Below are 17222 nucleotides of genomic sequence, written 5' to 3'. Positions count from 1 at the left end.
CGGGATAAACCCGCTGCTACGGGAGAGGTGTTTCCTGTCGCGGGGTAAACCCGCTGCTACGGGAGAGATGCTTCCTATCGCGGGATAAACCCGCTGCTACTAAAACCTGCGGGAATCATACAGCCATTTCACTCTAACTATTAAATTTATATACCTTGTTAATAAATAAGCACTATATTGCAACTTTTTGCTATAAATGTGACTTCATTCATTGTCTATTTAGTGTTCTAAAGGTATCCTACTTTCAACTTATTACAGGCGGTTGGAACTACCGCTTTTCTGTGATAAATTAAGGCAGCTAACTCCGACTATATGGTTGTTTTTCCGTTAGATTGGTAGAATAACTGAGTTGGCTTTAGTCAGGGAGCGACTTAGTCCCTGTCTGTCTTATTAAATGATTTAAAACTTAAGCTTATATTGCTCTCTCGCAGTATGGCTTTTTTTATGAGTTAACGCGCCCAATCGGCGTAAGTTAACAGAAGGAAAACAAGGACTAATCATGATTGCAAATAAAAAATCTCTTCTTGCGCTCTCTGTAGCGTCTGCGCTAACGCTTTCAGGCTGTTTTAGCGATGATGACAACAACGTAACTATTACGCCACCAGAGCCTACTGATCCAGTAGTCGTAGCGCCAGATGCTCCTGCTGCTCTTCCGCTTGTTATCTCTGCAAGTGTGGTTGATAAAGAAAGCACTAACGTTCTTCCAGCAACTATCAAGTTTTTTGAAAATGGTGAGCTTTCACAAAACATTGTAGATGTAAATGGTGATGTATTAACAGAAGTTACTGCTGAAGATGGTACTGTTGTTTTTGCTAAAAAAGATGGTGCTGACATTTCTGAAGTAACCGTTATTGTTACAGCTGATAACTACCTTAGTAAGAGCTTCGTATTGGGCTTAGATGCTTCTGAAGGTGTTAAAGCTGTAAATACTCAATTACCACTATTGTCGTTAAATGCTGGTGGTATTGTTTCTGATGTAAAAACCGCTTTAGTTGAAGGTGGTACTACTGCAGAGCCAATTACTGCGGGTAAAGCTGACGGTAAAGCAGCAGCTGGCGCTAATATTAAAGCAGGTACTCAGTTATTAAATGCGGCAGGTGAACCTGTATCTGGTAGCATTTCACTGAATGTTGCTGGTGCTGACGCATCTTCTAACACTGCTGCCGCGATTATCCCTGAGGGATTAAACGGCGCTGGTGGCGAAACTGTTGCAGTTCCTGCTGGTATTGCTACTGTTATCATGGCTGATGCTGATGGAAACAAGGTTAAGAGCTTCGGTGGTGATAGCATTACTGTATCTTTATCAATCCCAGCTTCAACGATGTTGAACGGTGAGAAGATCAAAACAAATGACACGTTACCGTACTCTTCATATAACGAAGATACTGGCGTTTGGACTGAAGAAGACAGTGTAGTTACGATTGGTGAATATAATGCTGATGCGGATACGTTCAACGCTACGCTAGAAACCAAACATTTATCTTCTTTTGTGCCTGTAGTAAGAGCAACGCCTTGTACGTCTGATGTAGTTGTGAACTTTACTGGTGAAGCAGTGCCGGCTTCAGGTCTATTTTTAAGAGCTGCTTCTAGCATGCTTAGCTTTGCTCTTCCGGTTTCGGGCGGCGTTACTTCATTACAAATTGCTAGTGGCGATAATGCTGCTCAGTATGGTTTCACTGCCGATAGTAAAGCAGATGTAGAGATTTTGGATTCTAACGGTTCAGTCTGGGGCTCTGCAAATAATGCATCTCTTTGTGGTTCGTTCGATATTGCGCTAGCTAACGCTAATCCAACTGTTGAAGAGACGTTTACCTTGACAGCTGCTTGCTCAAATGACTCAGCACAGACTATCGACATGTCAAATGCATTCGTGACTTATGCTCTTACAAATAAGGCTCCGCTTGTTGCAACTAGTTCGGGTGGCGGTGAGTTCGCTCTAGCTAACCTAGTACAAGGTGCAACTTACTCAATCAATGTTGTTCCACGAGTTGAGGGCGCATCACCGCAAACGTTTGAAATTACCGCAGATGGTAACGGTGAATCAGGTAACGTTCCTGTTACTTGTGAAGTGACTACTGGTGCATAAACTTTTTTAAGCCATAGTCTAATTGAAAAAGCCGCTAAATTAGCGGCTTTTTTACGTTTTGGATGTGGAGCAATTTTATATCAGTGTTAACTAACCTGAGGTTTGGATAAGGAATGTTCCAACCCATTGTTGCTAAAGCACAACTTAGTTTTTTCCTTGTCTAGCCAGAGAGTTTTAGGGAAAACACCGCTTCCGCGTCCTGCTCTCGCTAAGGTACCTACATCCTGTAGGCAAGGCGAATTTACGCACCAATAGCTGGCTATTGGAAGTGAATTCAACGCAGTTAGCGCTAAAACTAGCTGCTAGAAAGGCATTAATTATCCGCAGCTCAGGTTAACTAGTACATAACTTTGTAACGAGAGCTTTACTTTATAAATCTTGAAAAATATTTAGTTTTCGAGCTGGACAATCTTTGAACTTTCTCTATATTTAAGTTTCGATGTAATAAAACGCGCGTTAGTGCCGCTTGGCACTTTCAAAAAAGGGAACAAGGACCAATCATGATTTCGAACAAAAAATCTTTACTCGCTTTATCTGTAGCTTCAGCTTTAGCACTTTCGGGCTGTTTTAGCGATGATGATAACAATGTAGTAATCACTCCGCCACCGGAGCCAACAGATCCGGTGGTTGTGGCACCAGAAACGCCAGCAGCTTTAGCATTTGCTGTTAGTGGTAACGTAGTTGATGTTGATACTGTTGATATCGTTGCGCCAGCGACAATTACCTTTTTTGAAGATGGAGAGCCAACCTCAAATTTAGTTAACGTCAATGGTGAGGCAATTACTCAGATTACAACAGAAGATGGTAGCTACACCTTTACTGTAAAAGAGGGGGCGAATGTCGGGATTGTAACTGCTGTGGTTGCTGCTGATGGCTACTTTTCAAAAAGCTTTGACATCGACTTAAGTAACGAAGACTCGGAAGCAACGCTAGAAGCTGAATTGGCACTTGTGTCAAAAGGCGGGGACGAAGTTGTGGAAGCAAGCGTTTCTGAAAGTGTGACTAACGCAACAACAGCCTCTCCTGTTACAGCTGCGGCCGCAAAAGGTAAAGCTGGTTCTGATGTAACAGTTCCAGCAGGCGTGCAACTAAGAGATGCTAGTGGCAATGCAGTTACAGGTACATCTGTATCATTAACTGTTGGCTCCGCGGATCCTACATCTAGCAAGATTTCAGCTGTTTTGCCTGCTGGTTTGAGTGCTGGCAGTACAACTAGCATTAAAAAGCCAGTTGGTGTAAGTAATATCGTAATGCAAGATAACAACGGGACTAAGATCAAGCAATTTAGCCAAGAGATCGATGTTTCTGTTTCACTTCCTGTCGCAACCTTAGCACCATCTGGTGATAGAACAATTCAAACGGGAGACCAGTTTGATGTTTCTTCAAATAACGAAGATACTGGTGAATGGCAGTCAGAAACGAATAAAGCAACTGTTGGTGCGTTAAACGCTGAAGGCACGGCTTACAAAGCGTCTTTTAAAACCGACCACCTTACATTTTTTACATTGTCTCGCTCAGTTCCAATCTGTACGCAAGGTATTACTGTTAATGTGACTGGCGATACTGTGCCGAGTTCAGGTCTATATGTGAGTATGACCTCTGCTGATGCAAGTGTATCAAGTTATTTACGTGGTGGCAGTACATCAAAAACAGTTGTTTCAGCTAGTACGTCAGCGCGTTATGGCATTAGCTCAACAGCAACAGCGCGTGTAGTTATCCGTGATGCTGCAGGTAACGTATGGGGGAATGCTTCATCAACGAATGCTGAGGTTCCGGTATGTAACGGCCCTGTTTCGATCACGCTTGCAAATCCAGTTCAAACCACCGTTGACGAAAATGTAACTGTTAGAGCTGTGTGTTCTAACGATACAACAGTAACAGAAGTTATCCCTGGTGCGATTGTAAAATATAGATCAAGTACGACTAAGCCATTCCGCACAGCAGCGAGCAATGGTGACGGTACTTTCGTACTGTCAGCACTAAACGGTGATGTTGCGTCATATGCCGTTAGTGTAGACCCTCGAATTTCAGCACCATTTACAACGTCTATTACGCCTGATGGAACAGATGAAACCATCGATGTTTCAGTAGCTTGTGACACTGTAACGGGTAGTTAAGTAAAGAATGATTAGTCCAATCAGTTAAGCCGCGGAGACGCGGCTTTTTTCTTGCCTAAATCTTAAATATTTTTATTCATAAAATCATCCTCTCTTTCGTAGCAGCGACTTTAGGTCGCGACTGTTTTATGGCTTTAGGTCGCGACTCTTTTATGGCTTTAGGTCGCGACTCTTTTATGGCTTTAGGCCACGACTCTTTTTGTGACTTTAGGTCACGGTCTTTTTAATTATGAAGGCTTGTCGTTTCTGTCGCGGGGTAAACCCGCTGCTACGAGTTTGGCGTAGCAGCGACTTTAGGTCGCGACTCTTTTATGGCTTTAGGTCACGACTGCTTTATGGCTTTAGGTCACGACTGCTTTATGACTTTAGGTCGCGACTGTTTTATGGCTTTAGGTCACGACTGTTTTATGACTTTAGGCCACGGTCTTTTTAATTANGCTTGTCGTTGTTATTGATTTTCTGTCGCGGGGTAAACCCGCTGCTACGAGTTTGGCGTAGCAGCGACTTTAGGTCGCGACTCTTTTATGGCTTTAGGCCACAACTCTTTTTATACATTTATGGGAAGGTAACCTCATGATGCTCCTGTCGACAGATAAACCCGTGGATTAGGCGGGGAAGGTGACTATCAAACTTCCGAAATAGACTAAAAACCGTTAAACTTAAGATCTTTAGTATACTCAATACGTTGACTGCAGTATGAAATCTCATTTAGGCCGAAGAGCATTTTCCACTATGGAGCTTCATACCTTGTTTAACGGTTATATCTACTCAGATGAAAAACTAAAGCGTGAACAGCCTAAACATTGGCATTTTTGGTTACCTTTGCTGAGTTATTACACTGGCGCGTATAGTGATGAAATTGGCTCACTCACACTTGATGATGTTTACTGCGAAGACCACGTTCATGTCTTTCACTTTAATACCCACGGCAAGATTCAACCGCGAGTGGTGCCTATTCATCCTGCATTATGGCAAGCAGGATTGGAACAATATCTTACATTGGTAAAACAACAAGGACATCGACGTCTTATGTTTGATTTACCAGCAAAAACTGGTCGTTATAGCGAGAAAGTTAGAATATGGTTTTCTGGAGAAGGGGAAAGACAGGGGTATCTACAAAAATGTGGTTTACCCAATGTTGATCAGCAAGGAATGAAAACGGCGATCAGCAGTTTACGACTCAACTTCGAGCAACAAATCAGAATATCAGCTATTCAGCTCGGGACTAAAGGTAGCTTCCAATATCTATTGGGTTTAAAGCAAGATGGACATGAAGTTACGCGCCCACCTTTTCATTTGCTCAAGCAGGTTATTTCTCCCATCCGGGTTATTAATCCCAATATCACATGGCAGCGCTTTTTGGAGCGGCATTAAAACGTAGTACTCAGTTACTACCACTTCTTACGTCAAGCGCATTAGTATTTGCAAGATAAGTTAAGCAAGTAACACGCAGCATAGACGCCAAGTTTTTAATCTCACCATGACGTTCAATCACTTCTTGGTAAAGTAAAGAAACAAACTCGGCGAGGCTCAGCTCTTCCCGTTGAGCTATGGTTTCTAATACTTGCCATATTTCATTTTCTAACGCGAGGCTAGTAACAGCTCCTTGAATGCGAATAGAACGTTTGACTACTTCGTAACGATGAGGCTCTGTTGATGCGTAGAGTTCACACATATAAATTCCGTAGGTAAGTAAAGTAATGGCAAAAATGATCCACTCAATGATCAGAGTGAAAGACGCTGATCGCTCAATTAAATTTTATCATGATGTATTTGCGTTGGCAGTTAAGCGACGCATCGACTTTAATGATTTTTCTCTGATCTACCTTGGCAACGATGAAACTTCGTTTGAATTGGAGTTGACTTGGAATCATGACACCATGGTAGATTATACAATCGGTAATGGCTATGGGCATTTGGCTTTCGCCACGGATAGCCTGCAGGCTGTCTACAACAAGGCTCAAAAGAATAGCTATTGCCCTAAAGAAATCAAAGATTTTTATAATCAAGGTGTATTAATAGCAAGGTTCTTTTTTATTAAAGATCCAGACGGTTATGATATTGAAGTAATTGAAAAAAGCGATGTATATCGGTAGCAGCGGGTTTATCCCGCGACAAAGATCTAATTAGCTTGCCCTTAGACAAACATACTCTATTCTTTAAGTATGTCGGACTATAAGGATATAGCATGTACAAAAGTCAAAACTTGAGGAATAAGCGGGTCTCACTCGTAAATCATTTCTACGCAATTACCTTAACGTGTAAAGATAGAAAGTCGTACTTTAACTCCTTTTCGATTTGTGCTGAGGCCGCTAAGACGATCATGGCTTGTGAACAGGCGCAACTTTTTAAAGTCATTGCTTTCGTATTAATGCCAGATCATCTGCACTTAATCATACAATTAAATGGTTCTTTAAAGTTACCAGATTCTATTCGAGCGATAAAAGGCCGTATAGCAACCAGTTTGCGTTCTTTCGGCGTATTTGGCTTATGGCAAAAAGGTTATTATGAACATCTAATTCGAAGTGAAGATGACTTAAAAGAACAAGCAAGGTATATAATTCAGAATCCAATTAGGGCTCACCTAGTTACGCGGGTAGGAGAATATCCATATTGGTTTTGTATTTGGGTATGATTTATTAAGGTAATTGCAGTAGAACAGTTGCGACCTAAAGGCACGAAAACAGTCGCGACCTAAAGTCGCTGCTACGAATGTGCAGAAACCTGTAGCAGCGGGTTTATCCCGCGACCAAGGTTGGTAATGTCGATATAAAATGGTTAAAGGATTCGCGACCTAAAGGCACGAAAACAGTCGCGACCTAAAGTCGCTGCTACGAATGTGCAGAAACCTGTAGCAGCGGGTTTATCCCGCGACCAAGGTTGGTAATGTCGACATCAAATGGTTAAAGGTACCGCGACCTAAAGGCACGAAAACAGTCGCGACCTAAAGTCGCTGCTACGAATGCGCAGAAACCTGTAGCAGCGGGTTTACCCCGCGACCAAGGTTGGTAATGTCGACATAAAATGGTTAAAGGATTCGCGACCTAAAGGCACGAAAACAGTCGCGACCTAAAGTCGCTGCTACGAATGTGCAAAACCTGTAGCAGCGGGTTTATCCCGCGACAAAGGTTGGTAATGTCGACATAAAATGGTTAAAGGATTCGCGACCTAAAGTCGCTGCTACGAATGTGCAAAACCTGTAGCAGCGGGTTTACCCCGCGACCAAGGTTGGTAATGTCGACATAAAATGGTTAAAGGATTCGCGACCTAAAGGCACGAAAACAGTCGCGACCTAAAGTCGCTGCTACGAATGTGCAGAAACCTGTAGCAGCGGGTTTATCCCGCGACAAATTAAGAAGCTAGGCTTAATTGATGAAAGCGTTTCAAAAATTGTGAAAACTCTTCACCTAATTGCTCATCGCGAATAGCATATTCAACAATGGCTTTAAGGTAGCCAAGCTTGTCGCCACAATCGTGCGAACGACCGCTCATATGAAAAGCCTCAACGGTTTCCTGTTCCATCAGCATATCGATAGCATCGGTTAACTGGATTTCTCCACCTGCACCGACTGGCGTTTTTCTTAGCAGCGGCCAAATATTTTTAGAAAGCACATAGCGACCAACAACTGCTAGGTTAGAAGGAGCATCTTCTATAGCTGGCTTTTCTACCATATGCTTTATTGCACTACTTTCACCTGGACGTAGCGACACACCGTTGATATCTGCAATACCATACTTGCAGACATCCTGCTGTGGCACAGGCTCCAGCATGATTTGGCTGGCTTTTGTTTGGTTAAAACGAGATAGCATTGCAGCTAAATTTTCTTTTCCCTGATCGGCTGTATATTCATCTAAAATGACATCGGGCAGTACAACAACAAAATCATTATCCCCAACGATAGGTTGTGCGCACAAAACGGCATGGCCAAGACCTTTGGCTTCACCCTGACGAACATGCATAATCGTAACGTCTTCAGGGCAAATTGAGCGTACTTCTTGTAAAAGTTTACGCTTTACACGCTTTTCAAGCGTTGCCTCCAACTCAAAGCTGGTATCAAAATGGTTTTCAATTGCATTTTTTGATGAATGAGTCACTAACACAATTTCTTTAATACCCGCAGCAACACATTCTTTGACGATATATTGAATCAGTGGCTTATCTACCAAAGGCAGCATCTCTTTTGGGATAGCTTTAGTCATTGGGAGCATGCGAGTACCAAGACCCGCGACAGGAATAACTGCTTTCATAAAAAATCCATATTTTGACTGGTTTCCAATTTTCACCCGTATTGTAACGCGTCATACAAAAGTTGCAAACCAGATTAAGTTGCAATTTCTTCAATAGTATTTAGGAGTATACTCTAATACTTCATTTTATGCCGTTGCTTCGCTTCTTAACTATCTTAGAGCTTATGGCTATTTGCTCAGGCTATTAAGCGAATGAAAGCATCATGAACAACAAGAGCTGAATGAGCACTGATTTTGAAGATTACAGCTTTGATCTTTCTACGCTTTTCTATATCTCAATTGATAGTTACTGTGCATAAGAAAGCAAACCTATTTTGTCTTGCACACTAGGAGCTCTATCAAGTGAAACATAAAATTAGAATCAATTTCTTATTAAACCTACTTTAAGGTAGCAATGTGGGTTGAATGTGAATACGTAGCATATCTATCTCATCAAAGCGGCGCTTGCTTGCATTACGGTTGTTTTTTTGGTGATCTTTAAGTTTGAGGGTTAAATATCATATCTATTTTATTCGGCTATTGTTAAGCAGTATATTAAATTCAAATTAACCTGAGATTTGGGTAAGGAATGTTCCAACTAATTGTTGCTAAAGCACAACTTAGCTTTTTTCCTTGTCTAGCCAGTGAGTTTTAGGGAAAACACCGCTTTCGCGTCTTGCTCTCGCTAAGGTACCTACATCCTGTAGGCAAGGCGAATTTACGCACCAATAGCTGGCTATTGGAAGTGAATTCAACGCAGTTAGCGCAAAAACTGGCTGCTAGAAAGGCATTAATTATCCGCAGCTCAGGTAAATTAGATAGTAGGAACAAAAAAGCCCCTTTCGGGGCTTAAGTTAACTTTTAGATATAAAATAATTAAAAGTTAACTGTGATTTCGTTTGAGCAGATTTCACCAGATTGGCACACTTTATAGGTGTAGCTAGTTGCTTCTAAGTTACGCGAGAAATCTCTGAATTTACCTGAGTTTGGCACTGTATCAATAGCTTGACCATCACGGTAAATTGTTACCGTATCAGCGCTGCTACCTTGCCATGCAAGTTCAACACGGATATAACCTAAGCGAGATTTATTCACGCGAGCAACAGATAACTCAATTTCATCAGTGCTAACAGCAACAGCCTGAGTGGTTGTGTGGCTGTTGCCTTCACTATCAGTAACTGTTAGAGAAACGTTGTACTCACCGGATGCTGCAAATTCATGAATTGGGCTTGCGTCAGTACTGATGCTGCCATCACCAAAGTCCCATGCCCAGCTAACGATATCATCATTCGGATCACGGCTTTCATCAGTGAATGTTACGGCAAGGCCTGAAGCTGCAAAGCTAAAGCTTGCAACAGGAGGTTGAGGTGATGCTTCGCCTATGCCTGTTAGGTTTAGAGTCCAGCTGTTCAATGTACCAGTATCGATACCAGCATTATCTGAGACAGACAATGTCCAATCACCTGTTGCAACTTCACCATTAAATGCCGCAGAGTTAAAGGTTTGATTTATGTCATCCGTACCGCCACCTTGACGGTTATGTAATGTTGCCACCGTACCAGCAGGAGAGGTAAGCGTAACAATTAAGTCGCCGGTGTAGGTGTGTGTAATATCCACTAAGGTATTGCTATCAAATACAGTCACCGTGTCAGCTACAGTGATCACAGAGGCAATACCTGAAGCATCGTTATCTGGAATGTCTACTGCGGTAGTATTTTCATAGCTGAAATCGCTTAACCCTTGAGGTAATACATACAGTCCTACTTGCTCTTGATCCGCAAGCTCGCCAGATGTTGCGTTAAGCGTGAAGCTATACTCGCCCCACTGAGTCGAAGCCGTAGTTGGTACTGAAAGTGTCACTGTATCACCTGGCATTGCAGTAGTTGCAGACAACGTTGCACCAGCAATTGGTGAAGTAACAGTCAAGTCAATAGTACCCTGCCAGTCAGCGACTGAAGCAAAAGTAAATTCGTATGTTGCAGTATCGCCCGCTGTGATTTCTTGATTAGCAGGACGAGCTGATACTCTAAAGCCTGGCTCTGGATCTGCATCAATTACTGCTTGATTCACATTTAAGCGCTTACCAGACACAGTTTTATCGGTAAGATCTGCATTTACATCACCGCTTTGCATTAGTAGATTTTTAAGCTCAATTGCAGTGAGTGTCGGGTTGATTGACAGTACTAGAGCCGCTGCACCTGCAACGTGAGGCGTCGCCATTGAAGTACCTGAGTAGCTTGAGTAACCACCACCCGGAACAGTGGATAAAATAGCGCTACCTGGCGCACCCATATCTACGGACGTAAGACCCCATTGGGAAAATGAAGACATCGCGTCAGTGTGGGTTGTACTTGCGATAGAGAATACGCTGTCGTGCTCGTAGCTTGAAGGATAGTGAGGATTTACATCGTTATCTACCGCACTGTTACCTGCCGCTGCCACAAATAAGATGTCTGCATTTTCACTTGCAGTGATCGCATCAGATAGTGCTTGGCTAAAGCCACCGCCACCCCAACTGTTATTCGTAACGCGAACATTATGACCGGCATTTTTAAGCGCTACGATATAGTCAATACACTCAATCGCATCTGAAGTTGAGCCTGAGCCTGATGCATCTAGGAATTTACAGCCTACGATTGAGACCTCATGGTTCACACCAGCAACGCCCGTTGCGTCATTGCCTGAGGCTCCGATAGTACCTGAAACGTGTGTGCCGTGACCTTGGTCGTCCATTGGATCGCCACTGCCAGTGATTGCGTTGATACCGTGAACGTCATCAATATAACCGTTACCATCATTATCAATGCCATCTCCAGCGATCTCTCCTGGGTTGTGCCATGCGTTTGCCGCGAGATCTGGGTGAGTATAATCAATACCCGTATCGATCACACCGACGATCACATCACGTGAACCAATAGTGATATCCCATGCTTCAGGGGCATCAATATCGGCATCAGCGGTACCACCAGTTTGACCTGTGTTATGCATACCCCACAGTTCATCAAAACGACTATCGTCTGGAATGCCAAGTGCTTTTACTTGATAGTCTGGCTCGACATATTCGATGGCCGGGTGGTTAGCCAGTTTTTCAATTGCTTGCTTTGCCGTGATGCTATCTAGTTTAAAGTTTGCTAGGCGACCTTTTAAAACATGGCGGTATTTGTCATCCACACCATCAGCGTTTAAATCCGCCATCTTAGCTTTTACAAGATTTCTTGCATTGGCACGAAGTGCAGCAGAAGTGTTTTCTTTAAACACAACCAAGATGCTGTCATCAGCGGTTGCAGTTGTAGTTTCGATTTGAACTGCTGCTTGAGCAGTAAAAGCAAATACAGGAAGCAAAGCCAAAGACAATGCAGAAAGTTTAGATCTCATATTAATAACCTTTTTAATTTCAAGCGTATCCATCAATACACAATTTTTGAGTTGGTAGTTTTTCTGGTAGTGGCTGTGGTCTTTTTGGCAACGTCTTAAAACCTAGACCCAGATATTGAGCAGTGCAATGTAAAAAAAGGGTTAATCAATAAAATCATTTTTTTTTACTGATTTTTAATTTTTGGAATGGATTATTTGGTTCTTTTTTACGGGTTGAGTGGATGTGGGTACGATTGAACTTTAGCCATACTTTTTTTGTATTTCAATATTTTGTTTGTAATTTTATGTGACTTTACCTTTGTAATTCATTGAAAATAATTGAGTATTTTTTTCATAAAATTTTCTTATTTATCTTAGCTTGTTCCCATCTTAGAGTTGAAGGTGACAAGACGTAATAAAATATATTATTTCAACATATGAATTTGCTGACTTTGATATAGATTATGTTTTTCACTAAAAATGTAACACTCTGGTAACTGGCACAGGTGGGAGCGACTCTGGAGTAATGAGTCATAACAGGACGTTAGTTAAGTGAAAAGTTGCAGTTGGCTGAGTTCGGCAACAACTCAATGCCTGCACCGATCACTTAATTGAAAAATAATATAATAAATCTCTAAGGAGAACAGTGTGAAGTTTTCAAAATCAATCGTGAGTTGCGCTATTGCACTTGCGCTAACACATTCAGTTACAGTACATGCTGAGGCAAAATCAGATAATAAACCACTTTCAACTTCTGCGCTTTCACAAGTGGAGCGTGCAAGTGGAACAAGTAACGAACTCAAACTTTCACAAACTTCAGGTAGCCAAGGTGGCAACGAGTTAGCTTCGGTGCAACTGGGTACTTCTAACCTGACAGATGTGACGACTATAGGCGACAACAATATTACTGAGGCCGATCAGAATGGTGCTGGTAACGTCGCTATTATTACTACCACCGGTAACAACAATAACCAAGTATATAGCCAAGATGGTGAATCTAACGGCGCGTTAACGGAAGTTACTGGCGACGATAACGTGATTGATATTCAGCAGTCAGGTAGCGGGATCCTTGGGATTAACAACGAAGCCATCAATGTCATTAATGGCGATCAAAATACTATTACGGTATCTCAAGGTTCTGGCGGCCAATGGTTCTACAACCTCAATATGCAAGGTAGCCAAAACGAAGTAACAGCGACACAAACTGGTACGTGGAACGAAGCGACACTAGAGTCAGTACAAGGTGACATGAACCAAATCACCTTAGATCAAGATGGTTTGTACAACCAATATAAAGTAGTGAGTCTACAAGGTAATGAAAACGAAATTGAATCGAACCAAAGCGGCAATTTCAATGTTATCGCTGTAGAAACAGTGATTGGTGATGACAACCAAGTTGAGATTGAGCAATCGGAAGGTGATAGCAATACGGTTAACGTATTTGAAATTACTGGAGATAATAACGAGCTTAATATCGATCAGGAAGGTTCAACTAACACTTTCGCGTCAGATTTATTAGTTGGTAACGACAATGAAGTGATGACTGAGCAGCGCGGTGATGAGAATAAAGTTCAAGCTGACGTTGTAGGTGATAATAACGAATTTACAGCGATGCAAATCGGCAATGGTAACGAGATGTACCTTGGTGTTGCTGGAGAGAACAACGAATTCTCAGCAACTCAAGTAGGTGATGCGAATATCGCGCACGTTGCGAACTTCAACGGTAGTGATAATGATGTTGATGTTACCCAAACGGGTGATGAAAACGAGGTGGTAGTGCAGTCATCTTACCCTGACGTTAGCCTTGCAAGCAATGACAACGCCGTTGATATCTCACAAAGTGGCACTGGTAATGGGGTTGTTGTGACGATGAGCAGTGTGTTCGATAGTAGCTCAAACCAAGTAGATATAGCGCAATCAGGCGAATTTAACGCGATTGATTTAATGCTTGAAGGCAGCCGTAATATGTTAGACATCACACAAAATGGTAGTAACAACTTTGTGATGGGTATGGGCTCAGAAGCATTCATTATCAACGGTGATGATAATGCATTTACAGTAAGCCAAATTGGTGATGGCAACTTAGTTCAAGGCGGAATTACTGGTAGTGGTCAAAACATTACCGTAACTCAGGTTGGTGACAACAACGTTGCGACTATCACCCAGCAATAACTAAGTAATAGCTACGCAATTTAGATAGGGGGCAAAACCAGCCCCCATATTTTGTACTATTCAGCTAACCAAAACATCAATGTAGATCTCGTCAGTAAAGACATGCTATGTCGTGAGTAAACAAATAATGATAAGAATAATAACACTCTTGAGCGCTATGCTCGTTTCTACATTTTCACTGAGTGCACAAGAAGATGTTGAAATTGATGGTTTAGTGATAGATCAGAGTATTAGCCGATTTGGTCACCAGTTTTACTTTCAGTTTTCTCAGCTGTGGAGAGATGTTCCTAACACCTCGGGAATTAATATCACGGTTAAAGAAACGGTTTTGCCAAGAGCTGGCACTCGGTTAGAGGTATTAATGAACAGCCGCGCAGTGTACGCAACAGCAATGGGAAGAAGGGGTGGCTCCGTTGATGAGCGAGTCGAAACTGCTATTTTCACCATTATGGATGCGATGGCGAGAGAACAATATCAACAGAATGGTTCTGAAGATCTAGCAGCGAGCGGGTGGTAAAATGACAACAATAAAAACAACAATCATGTTCGCTGGTTTAATACTACTTAGCAGTGCTCATGTAGCAGCGACTGAGCTGGTATATAAACCAATTAACCCAGCATTTGGTGGTAACCCGTTAAATGCCAATATGTTACTGAGTAAAGCACAATCTCAAAATAAGCATAGAGCACCAATCATAGAAAAAACCTATGATGAAAAGTTTCAAGAATCACTCGAGCGTACGTATCTCAACCGCTTAGTAAGAGAGATCACGGATGTTGCGTTTGGTGAAGATATTCAAGACAGTATCTTTAACCAAGACGCGACGTTTATGAGTGGCGACTATCAAATTCAAGTGATCACCAGTACACCCGACACTATCACAGTTAGGATCATGAATACCGCATCGGGTGAAGAAACCATTCTAGAGGTACCCAGATTTGCCGCTTCGGCTGGTGGAGGGTATTAAATGCTCCGCGTAATGTCATTGGTATTTTTATTACTGCTCGGCGGTTGTTCTAGTATGTCACGCGTGTTACCACCCTCGCAAAGTGTGGCAATTGAGCTGACCGACACCGAAACTTTTGCAGAATTGAAAAACTTACCCACACCTAAAGGTCGAATTCCCGTTTCTGTTTATTCATTTCGCGACCAAACTGGGCAATATAAACCGCAAGATAATGTAAGTTCATTTTCAACAGCGGTGACCCAAGGTGCTAATTCTATTTTAATGCAGGCACTACACGAAACGGATTGGTTTATTCCGGTAGAGCGTGAAGGACTGCAAAACCTGCTGACTGAGCGCAAGATCATCCGTGCGGCAAATGATGATAATGACACAAGCGCTTTACCACCATTAATGACTGCAAAGATCATTTTAGAAGGTGGGATCATCAGCTATGACTCTAATATCCGTACAGGTGGTTTGGGGATGGAGTATTTTGGTATAGGTGCATCTGAGCTTTATCGTGAGGATGTTATCTCCATTTATATGCGCGCAGTTGATGTTCGTACAGGACAAGTGTTGCTCTCCGTCGCCAGTAGCAAAAAAGTGCTATCCATGGAAGTTCGGGCTGGTTTTTTCCGCTATGTGAGTTACAAACGTTTAGCCGAAGCTGAAGCGGGGTTTAGCGATAATGAACCGATGCATATTTGTGTAACGCAAGCGATAGAAAAAGCGCTGACTTTGATGGTACAACAGGGTATCGAAAAAGGCGTGTGGTCGGCAGCTACCGCATCGCAGGTCGCGCTTTAGCGCGACAAACCTTTAAGCGCGACAAAACCTTGAACTCGTCCTCACATCACCCACTCTAAAATAAAGAATAATACTGGTGCATGAGATTCAACAATAAAGTCAGCCACCAATAAGCTGAGTATGTTAATCTAAATGGCAATGAAATAATAAAGAACGCTAACATCATGCACGTACATATTTTAGGGATTTGCGGTACCTTTATGGGCGGGATCGCAGCCATCGCTCAATCATTGGGGCACAAAGTCACAGGTTCAGATCTCAATGTTTACCCGCCGATGAGTACACAACTTGAATCACTCGGAATTGAACTAACTCAAGGGTACGACCCTCAACAGCTCATCGATGTTGAGCCTGATGTGGTGATTATCGGCAACGCCATGAGCCGTGGTAATCCGTGCGTTGAATATGTTTTAGAAAAAGGTATGCGTTATACCTCAGGCCCTGAATGGTTAAAAGACCATGTATTACGCCAGTCATGGGTGTTGGCTGTGGCCGGAACGCATGGCAAAACAACCACTGCAAGCATGTTAGCGTGGTTACTCGAATACGCAGGGTTGCGCCCGGGCTTTTTGATAGGTGGCATAGTGCAAAACTTTGGTGTGTCGGCGCGCACGTCAGATACGCCATTCTTTGTTATCGAAGCCGACGAATACGATACGGCGTTTTTCGATAAACGCAGCAAGTTTGTCCATTACTTACCTCGCACGTTAATACTCAATAATCTCGAATATGATCACGCTGATATTTTTCCAGATTTAAATGCCATTCAAACCCAGTTTCATCATTTAATTCGCACGCTACCCAGCCAAGGTAAGGCCATATATCCAGCAGATGATGCTGCGCTACAAAACGTCATTGAACGCGGTTTTTGGAGCGAGCAGGAATCCCTTGGCAAAGAATGGTCGTATAACCTACTCAAGGCTGACGGCTCTCGCTTTACGGTGTCATTTGAAGGCGAAGAAAAAGGCGAAGTAAATTGGCAAGCGATTGGTGTGCATAATGTGAAGAACGCCATGATGGCGATTGCGGCAGCAAGACATGTGGGCATTCCAATTGAGGTGAGTATCGAAGCGCTAGGGCAATTTATTTCTCCTAAACGCCGTATGGAAGTCAAAGGGGAAGTCAATGGCGTTACTGTCTATGACGACTTCGCGCATCACCCCACTGCAATAGCAACGACCCTAGCAGGGCTTAGAGCTAACGTTGGAGATGCTCCTATCATTGCTATTTTAGAGCCGCGTTCAAATACGATGAAGCTTGGCATTCATCAAGAAACCTTATTGCAATCCCTTGATGTGGCAGATGAAGTGTATCTATTCGAACCAGATGGCCTATCTTGGTCTCTTAAAGCACAAGCTGAAGCCGCGGGTCGTCAGTGTTTTGCAAGCGTAGATGAGATTGTCGCACAGGTTGTGACAAATCAAGCACCAAACCAGCATGTGCTGATCATGAGTAATGGTGGTTTTGGTGGCATCCACGACAAACTTTTAACTGCATTGAAAAAGTAATCAT

Annotated in this window: 13 protein-coding genes; 10 read left to right on the top strand and 3 right to left on the bottom strand. The window is 42.7% G+C overall.

Features of this window, described 5'->3' with window-relative positions:
* The first annotated feature begins 499 nt into the window (after positions 1-499).
* From CKO50_RS14555 to CKO50_RS14545, 3 genes are all read left to right on the top strand, one after another.
* Positions 500-2086 (top strand): hypothetical protein, encoded by a 1587-nt coding sequence (locus CKO50_RS14555; RefSeq protein WP_095728735.1) that lies wholly within the window; start codon positions 500-502, stop codon positions 2084-2086.
* Between the two features lie 500 nt (positions 2087-2586).
* The gene (locus tag CKO50_RS14550; RefSeq protein ID WP_095728734.1) at positions 2587-4203 is read left to right on the top strand and encodes a hypothetical protein; all 1617 of its coding nucleotides are present in this window, start codon (positions 2587-2589) and stop codon (positions 4201-4203) included.
* 696 nt (positions 4204-4899) lie between these two features.
* Positions 4900-5577 (top strand): hypothetical protein, encoded by a 678-nt coding sequence (locus tag CKO50_RS14545; protein WP_176474675.1) that lies wholly within the window; start codon positions 4900-4902, stop codon positions 5575-5577.
* Between the two features lie 10 nt (positions 5578-5587).
* On the opposite strand, the gene CKO50_RS14540 is transcribed toward CKO50_RS14545, so the two are convergent.
* Entirely contained in the window at positions 5588-5878 is a 291-nt protein-coding gene (locus tag CKO50_RS14540; RefSeq protein ID WP_095728732.1) for a ribbon-helix-helix domain-containing protein, read from the bottom strand.
* A gap of 25 nt (positions 5879-5903) precedes the next feature.
* Between CKO50_RS14540 and CKO50_RS14535 the strand changes: the two genes are divergently transcribed.
* Positions 5904-6299 (top strand): VOC family protein, encoded by a 396-nt coding sequence (locus CKO50_RS14535; RefSeq protein ID WP_095728731.1) that lies wholly within the window; start codon positions 5904-5906, stop codon positions 6297-6299.
* Between the two features lie 92 nt (positions 6300-6391).
* The gene (locus CKO50_RS14530) at positions 6392-6838 is read left to right on the top strand and encodes a transposase (protein WP_095728730.1); all 447 of its coding nucleotides are present in this window, start codon (positions 6392-6394) and stop codon (positions 6836-6838) included.
* A gap of 716 nt (positions 6839-7554) precedes the next feature.
* On the opposite strand, the gene galU is transcribed toward CKO50_RS14530, so the two are convergent.
* Together galU and CKO50_RS14515 are read right to left on the bottom strand one after the other, a co-directional pair.
* The gene (galU, locus tag CKO50_RS14525) at positions 7555-8451 is read right to left on the bottom strand and encodes a UTP--glucose-1-phosphate uridylyltransferase GalU (RefSeq protein WP_095728729.1); all 897 of its coding nucleotides are present in this window, start codon (positions 8449-8451) and stop codon (positions 7555-7557) included.
* Positions 8452-9306: 855 nt separating this feature from the next.
* Positions 9307-11805 (bottom strand): S8 family serine peptidase, encoded by a 2499-nt coding sequence (locus tag CKO50_RS14515; RefSeq protein ID WP_303621309.1) that lies wholly within the window; start codon positions 11803-11805, stop codon positions 9307-9309.
* A 627-nt stretch (positions 11806-12432) separates the two neighbouring features.
* On the opposite strand from CKO50_RS14515, the gene CKO50_RS14510 reads away from it, so the two are divergent.
* From CKO50_RS14510 to mpl, 5 genes are all read left to right on the top strand, one after another.
* Positions 12433-13956, top strand: coding sequence for a curlin (locus CKO50_RS14510; protein WP_095728727.1), 1524 nt, complete (start codon positions 12433-12435; stop codon positions 13954-13956).
* A gap of 127 nt (positions 13957-14083) precedes the next feature.
* Entirely contained in the window at positions 14084-14473 is a 390-nt protein-coding gene (locus CKO50_RS14505) for a curli production assembly/transport protein CsgE (RefSeq protein ID WP_260491950.1), read from the top strand.
* Position 14474: 1 nt separating this feature from the next.
* On the top strand, positions 14475-14924 hold the full coding sequence (locus CKO50_RS14500; protein ID WP_176474674.1) for a curli assembly protein CsgF: 450 nt from the start codon (positions 14475-14477) through the stop codon (positions 14922-14924).
* On the top strand, positions 14925-15710 hold the full coding sequence (locus CKO50_RS14495; protein WP_095728725.1) for a CsgG/HfaB family protein: 786 nt from the start codon (positions 14925-14927) through the stop codon (positions 15708-15710).
* A 164-nt stretch (positions 15711-15874) separates the two neighbouring features.
* Positions 15875-17218, top strand: coding sequence for a UDP-N-acetylmuramate:L-alanyl-gamma-D-glutamyl-meso-diaminopimelate ligase (gene mpl / locus CKO50_RS14490; RefSeq protein WP_095728724.1), 1344 nt, complete (start codon positions 15875-15877; stop codon positions 17216-17218).
* Positions 17219-17222: the final 4 nt, after the last annotated feature.

Source organism: Pseudoalteromonas sp. HM-SA03 (assembly GCF_002289345.1).
Classification (GTDB): Bacteria; Pseudomonadota; Gammaproteobacteria; order Enterobacterales; family Alteromonadaceae; genus Pseudoalteromonas.
This window is presented reverse-complemented; position numbering and strand designations above follow the sequence as displayed.